The organism is Schaalia naturae (assembly GCF_042665795.1).
GTDB lineage: Bacteria > Actinomycetota > Actinomycetes > Actinomycetales > Actinomycetaceae > Pauljensenia > Pauljensenia naturae.
In genome coordinates this window covers 1-6,157 of the sequence record NZ_JBHTEF010000007.1, presented here as the reverse complement: position 1 = coordinate 6,157, position 6,157 = coordinate 1, and the positions used below count along the sequence as shown (strand labels likewise).

General features: G+C 72.0%; 4 protein-coding genes and 2 pseudogenes. 5 read left to right on the top strand and 1 reads right to left on the bottom strand.

Annotated elements, in window-relative coordinates:
• Nucleotides 1-1,836 (bottom strand): MMPL family transporter (locus ACFQWG_RS14095; RefSeq protein WP_380976500.1); only part of this gene is annotated, 1,836 nt, incomplete at its 3' end.
• A gap of 137 nt (nt 1,837-1,973) precedes the next feature.
• On the opposite strand from ACFQWG_RS14095, the gene rpe reads away from it, so the two are divergent.
• The 5 genes and pseudogenes from rpe (at nt 1,974) to ACFQWG_RS14070 (ending at nt 5,988) form a co-directional block, all read left to right on the top strand.
• Entirely contained in the window at nt 1,974-2,660 is a 687-nt protein-coding gene (gene rpe, locus ACFQWG_RS14090) for a ribulose-phosphate 3-epimerase (RefSeq protein ID WP_380976498.1), read from the top strand.
• A gap of 78 nt (nt 2,661-2,738) precedes the next feature.
• The gene (locus ACFQWG_RS14085) at nt 2,739-3,782 is read left to right on the top strand and encodes a sugar-binding transcriptional regulator (protein WP_380976496.1); all 1,044 of its coding nucleotides are present in this window, start codon (nt 2,739-2,741) and stop codon (nt 3,780-3,782) included.
• Nucleotides 3,783-4,129: 347 nt separating this feature from the next.
• Nucleotides 4,130-4,888, top strand: a pseudogene (locus ACFQWG_RS14080) (IMP dehydrogenase); the annotation flags it as partial.
• A gap of 73 nt (nt 4,889-4,961) precedes the next feature.
• Nucleotides 4,962-5,420 (top strand): annotated as a pseudogene (locus tag ACFQWG_RS14075) (IMP dehydrogenase); the annotation flags it as partial.
• A gap of 115 nt (nt 5,421-5,535) precedes the next feature.
• Nucleotides 5,536-5,988 carry an Lrp/AsnC family transcriptional regulator gene (locus ACFQWG_RS14070; protein WP_031067555.1) on the top strand — a complete coding sequence of 151 codons (453 nt, stop codon included), beginning with the start codon at nt 5,536-5,538 and terminating at the stop codon, nt 5,986-5,988.
• Nucleotides 5,989-6,157 lie beyond the last annotated feature (169 nt).

Genomic DNA, 6,157 nt, shown 5'->3' with positions numbered 1-6,157 from the left:
GGCCGCCTCCTCGCGGATGCGGGTGGTCAGGAAGATGTTGTAGTCGATGCCCAGGGCGACCAGGAACACGAAGACGAAGAGCGGGAAGTCGGTCGTCTCGCCCGCGTAGTCGAAGAGGTACCGGAAGGCGAGCGCGCTGATGCCCAGGGCCGCGGCGAAGGACAGGATCACCGTGCCGATCAGCAGCAGCGGCGCGATCAGGGCGCGCAGCAGGACGCACAGGATCAGCAGCACCACGACCAGCACCAGCGGGATGATCAGGACGTTGTCGTGGGTGGTCGCCTCGTCCATGTCCAGCAGGGCCGCCGTACCGCCGCCCACCAGCGCGTCGGCGTCGGGCACGTCGTGCACGGCGTCCCGGACCCGTTCGACGGTCTGCTTCGCGGCCTCGCTGTCGGCGGGGTCGGACATGGTCGCCTCGAACAGCACCCGGCCCTCGTGCACCGTCTTCGCGCCGGGCGCCGGACCCAGTGACTCCGGCACCACGCCCTGCGTCCCGGCCACCGCCCGGCCCACCTGCTCGGCCTGCGGCTGGTTGGCCACGATCACGAGTGGGTCGCCGCTGCCCGCCGGGAAGTAGCGCGCGGAGACCTCCTGCCCGACGATCGAGTCCGGCTCGCCGGTGAACGCGTCGGCGTTGCTGATGCCCTCCGCGCGCAGTTGGATCAGGCCGAGGGAGCAGACCGCCAGGACCCCGGCCGTCACGGCCCACACCATGCGCGGTCGGCGTGCGATACGGCGGCCGGTGCGCGCCCAGACGCCCCGCTCGGTGGGGTCGGGGCTGCCGTAGCGGGGGATCACCGGCCAGAAGATCCAGCGGCCGAAGATCACCAGCAGCGCCGGGAACAGCGTCAGCATCGCCAGCAGCGCGACGGCGACCCCGATGGCCGCGACCGGGCCGAGACCGCTGGTGGAGTTCATCTCGGCGGCCATCAGCACCAACATGCTCAGGACGACCGTGGCGCTCGACGCGACCACCGCCGGGCCCGCGCGGTGCAGCGCCAGCGCCATCGCCTCGTGCCGGTCCTCGTGGCGGCGCAGCTCCTCCCGGTAGCGGGCCACCAGCAGCAGCGCGTAGTCCGTGCCCGCGCCGAAGACCAGGACCAGCAGGATGCCCGCGCTCTGCCCGTTCACCGTGAGCCCGCCGTGCTCGGCGAGCAGGTACACCAGCGCCTGCGCGGTGAACAGCGCGCCGACCACCGACAGCAGCGGCACCACCAGCAGCGTCGGACTGCGGTAGGTGAGCAGCAGCATCACGATGACCACCGTCATCGCGGCGAACAGCAGCGTGGAGTCGATGCCCTCGAACGCCTCGGAGAAGTCGGCCGAGGTGCCGCCGGGGCCGGTGATGTGGACGGCCAGCCCGCCGGTGCTCTCCCCGACGTCGTCGCGGATCGACTCGACGGCCGGGGAGATCCGCTCCCAGCCCTTCTCGTCCATCGTGATCGGTACGAAGACCTGGGCGGCCCGCGGATCGGTGTCACGGTCGAAGACCGGACCGCGGGTCTCGGCGCCCCGGACGCCGTGGTCGCGCAGTTGCCTCAACTCCTGCACGTCCTCCGCGATCCGCGCCCGGTCCGCGGCCGTCAGGCCGCCGTCGCGGGCGTAGACCACCACGGCCGGGATCTGCTCCGGCCGGAAGTCCTCGGAGATCTCCAGAACCTGGGTGGACTCCGCCGAGCCCGGCAGCCACGACTGCGCGTCGTTGTCCTGCGCGTCGGCCAGCTTCTGCGCGAGCGGCGCGACGACGAGCAGCACCACCACCCACAACCCCACCACCAGCCACTTGGCCCGCGCCCCGCAGACCAGACGCCCCACACCCCGGTCACCAGTCATACCCACCTCCGCACCAGCGCCCCCGAAGGGGCGCGGGGAACTGCGCGACAAGCCCCCACGGCCCGCAGTCGACCCACAACCCTAGCCACCGGGGACCGCCGTTACAGCCGAGCGCAGCGACATGGCAGGCTTGGGTCATGGCCCCGCAGATCAACCCCAGCATCCTGTCCGCCGACTTCGCCCGCCTCGCGGAGGAGGCGCAGGCGGTGCAGGGAGCCGACTGGCTCCATGTCGACGTCATGGACAACCATTTCGTCCCGAACCTCACCCTCGGTGTGCCGGTCGTAGAGTCGCTGGCCCGTGCGACGGACACCCCGCTGGACTGCCATCTGATGATCGAGGCCCCCGATCGGTGGGCCCCGCAGTACGTCGAAGCGGGCGCCGGTTCCGTCACCTTCCACGTCGAGGCCGCCACCGCCCCGGTACGGCTGGCCCGGGAGATCCGGGCCAAGGGCGCCCGCGCCGCGATGGCGCTGCGGCCCGCGACGCCGATCGAGCCCTACGAGGACCTGCTCCCCGAACTCGACATGCTGCTGGTCATGACGGTTGAGCCGGGCTTCGGCGGGCAGGCGTTCCTCGACATCATGCTCCCGAAGATCCGGCGGACCCGCGAGTTGATCAGCAAGCACGGGCTCGAGCTGTGGCTCCAGGTGGACGGGGGCGTCTCGGCCGCCACCATCGAGCGGTGCGCGGAAGCGGGCGCCGACGTCTTCGTCGCCGGGTCCGCGGTCTACGGGGCGGACGACCCGGCCGAGGCGGTACGTGCACTGCGCACCCAGGCGGAGGCGGCCACGGCCGCCGCGTCCTGGTCATGCGGCCACTGAACCACGGGAATGTGAACGGCTCTCATCCGGGCTGATCAACCGCGCCGCATCTGCAAGGATGAACGGCGTATCCAGAGTGTGAACAGCAGTGAGGAGATCGCCGTGTCGGGTATGTCGGCGGGCCGGTCAGCCATGCGGATGGGACCCGCTGAGCTGGTGCAGGCGGCGGCCATGGCCCGCCGCTTCTACCTTGAGGGTAAGTCCAAGATCCAGATCGCGGAGGAGTTCGGCGTCAGCCGCTTCAAGGTGGCCAGGGTCCTGGAGACCGCCCTCGAACGGGATCTCGTGCGCATCGAGATCCGAGTCCCCGCCGAACTGGACGCCGAGCGCTCCGACGCGCTGCGCGCCCGGTACGGCCTCAGGCACGCCGTCGTCGTCGAGTCCCCGGCCGACGCCGAGGAGACCCCGGACCCCGAGAACCTCGGTGAGGTGGCCGCCGACCTGCTCGGCGAACTCGTCAACGAGGGCGACGTACTGGGCCTGGCCTGGGGCCGCTCCACCATCCACATGGCGGCGGCCCTGAACCGGCTGCCGCCCTGCACGGTGGTGCAGTTGACGGGCGTGTACGACGCCGGGACCGCCGAGCGCGGCTCGGTGGAGGCCGTCCGCCGCGCCGCCCAGGTGTCCGGCGGCGACGCCCACCCCATCTACGCGCCCATGCTGCTGCCCGACGAGGCCACGGCAGCCGCGCTGCGCCACCAGACCGGGATCGCCCGCGCCTTCGAGTACTTCGACAAGGTCACGGTCGCCTGTGTCTCCATCGGCTCCTGGGAGCCCGGCATCTCCACGGTGCACGACATGCTCAGCGACGAGGAGCGGGCGCACTACGCCTCGCTCGGCGTCGCCGCCGAGATGTCCGCGCACCTCTTCGACGCCGAGGGCCGCCGGGTCGGCCGGGACCTGGGGGAGCGGTGCATCACGGTCAAGGCCGACCAGCTCCGCCGTATCCCCGAGGTGGTGGCCATCGCGGGCGGGCAGCGCAAGGCCGCCGCGATCGACGCGGTGCTGCGCAGCGGGCTCGTCACCAGCCTGGTGACGGACACCTCCGCCGCGGACTACCTGATGGCGGCCGGATCCACCCCGCGCCCGGCCCTGAACCGGGCCGACCCGGACGGACCCTGACCCACGCCGAGGGATACGGGACGTGCCGAGGCGCCGCGGGAGGGTTCTTGGAGGAACCTCCCAAGGCGCCTCTGACCTGCCTGGACGATCCGACCGGGCGGGGCATTACGGTCGCCATGGGACAATGAAGTACGTGCTCTTCCCCCTGGCTGACCTGTCCGGGGGCCACCTCTGAACGACTGGGATGTGCAGCACGTGCGTTTCCTCAACGACCTCCAGCCCTCGTACGACCTGACGTACGACGACGTCTTCATGGTGCCGAGCCGGTCCGCCGTCGGCTCCCGGCAGGGCGTGGACCTCAGCTCCCGGACGGCACCGGCACCACCATCCCGCTCGTCGTCGCCAACATGACCGCCATCGCGGGCCGCCGGATGGCCGAGACGGTGGCCCGGCGCGGCGGCCTGGTGGTCATCCCGCAGGACATCCCGATCGACGTCGTCGCCGACGTCGTCTCCTGGGTCAAGAGCCGCCACCTGGTGCTGGACACCCCGATCGTGCTGGCCCCCCATCAGACCGTCGCCGACGCGCTCGGCCTGCTGTCCAAGCGCGCGCACGACGCCGGGGTCGTCGTGGACGACGCGGGCCGCCCGATCGGCGTGGTCACCGACGCCGACCTCAGCGGCGTCGACCGCTTCACCCAGCTCGAAGTGGTCATGTCGAAGGACCTGCTCCTGCTGGACGCCGACATAGACCCGCGCGAGGCGTTCAACACCCTCGACCAGCACAACCGCCGCTACGCCCCCGCCGTCGACGCCGACGGCAAGCTCGCCGGGATCCTGACCCGCAAGGGCGCCCTGCGCGCCACCCTCTACACCCCGGCCGTCGACGCGTCCGGCAAGCTGCGCGTCGCCGCCGCCGTCGGCATCAACGGCGACGTGGCGGGCAAGGCCAAGCAGCTCCTCGACGCGGGCGTGGACACCCTCGTCATCGACACCGCGCACGGCCACCAGGAGTCGATGATCACCGCCGTCAAGGTGGTGCGCGCCCTCGACCCCCGGGTGCCGATCGCCGCGGGCAACATCGTCTCCGCCGAGGGCGTGCGCGACCTGATCGAGGCGGGCGCCGACATCGTCAAGGTCGGCGTCGGTCCCGGCGCCATGTGCACCACCCGCATGATGACCGGCGTCGGACGGCCGCAGTTCTCCGCGGTCCTGGAGTGCGCCGCCGGAGGCCCGCAAGTACGGCAAGCACGTGTGGGCCGACGGCGGCGTCCGCCACCCGCGCGACGTGGCGATGGCGCTCGCCGCCGGGGCGTCCAACGTGATGATCGGCTCCTGGTTCGCCGGGACCTACGAGTCGCCCGGCGACCTCCAGCAGGACGCCAGCGGGCGCCTCTACAAGGAGTCCTTCGGCATGGCCTCCGCGCGCGCCGTGCGCAACCGCACCAGCGAGGAGTCCGCCTACGACCGCGCCCGCAAGGCGCTGTTCGAGGAGGGCATCTCCACCTCCCGCATGTACCTGGACCCGGCCCGGCCCGGCGTCGAGGACCTGATCGACTCGATCATCGCGGGCGTCCGCTCCTCCTGCACCTACGCCGGTGCCGCCTCCCTGGAGGAGTTCGCCGAGAAGGCCGTCGTCGGCGTGCAGAGCGCCGCGGGCTACGCCGAGGGCAAGCCGCTGCACGCCAGCTGGAGCTGAGCCGCGCACCGGCTGGCGTGATCTACTTCGGGTGCGGTGCCCCGCCGCGCCCGTCCTCGGGTGCGGTCCCGCCGCGCCCGTCCCGCCCCAGCCGAAGTGAAGTGAACGACCCGCAGTGCTGAACGATCTCGACGAACGCATCGTGCACGCCCTCGCCGAGGACGCCCGCCGCTCCTACGCGGACATCGGGCAGCTCGTCGGCCTGTCCGCGCCCGCCGTGAAACGCCGCGTGGACCGGCTGCGCGCCACCGGGGCGATCACCGGGTTCACCGTACGGGTGGACCCGGCCGCCCTCGGCTGGCACACCGAGGGGTTCGTCGAGATCTACTGCCGCAGCAACACCTCACCGGAGACCATCCAACGCGGTCTGGAGCGCTACCAGGAGGTCGTCGCCGCGTCCACGGTCACCGGCGACGCGGACGCCGTCGCCCAGGTCTTCGCCTCCGACATGCGGCACTTCGAACGGGTCCTGGAGCGGATCGCGGGGGAGCCGTTCGTGGAGCGCACCAAGTCGGTGCTGGTGCTCTCCCCGCTGCTGCGCAGGTTCTCGTCCGGCTCCCCGACCTGACCCGGAGGGCGGGGGCGAGCGGGCCCGCGCAACGAATCGCCGGGCAGCGGGCCACGGACGCAACGATCCGCGCATCGGTGCGCAACGGGTGCTCCTTGTCCGGGCGCGGCGGCCGAACGTACCTTCTTGGGGGCCTCCACTGTCCGGCCCCACACCCCCGTCCTTCCTG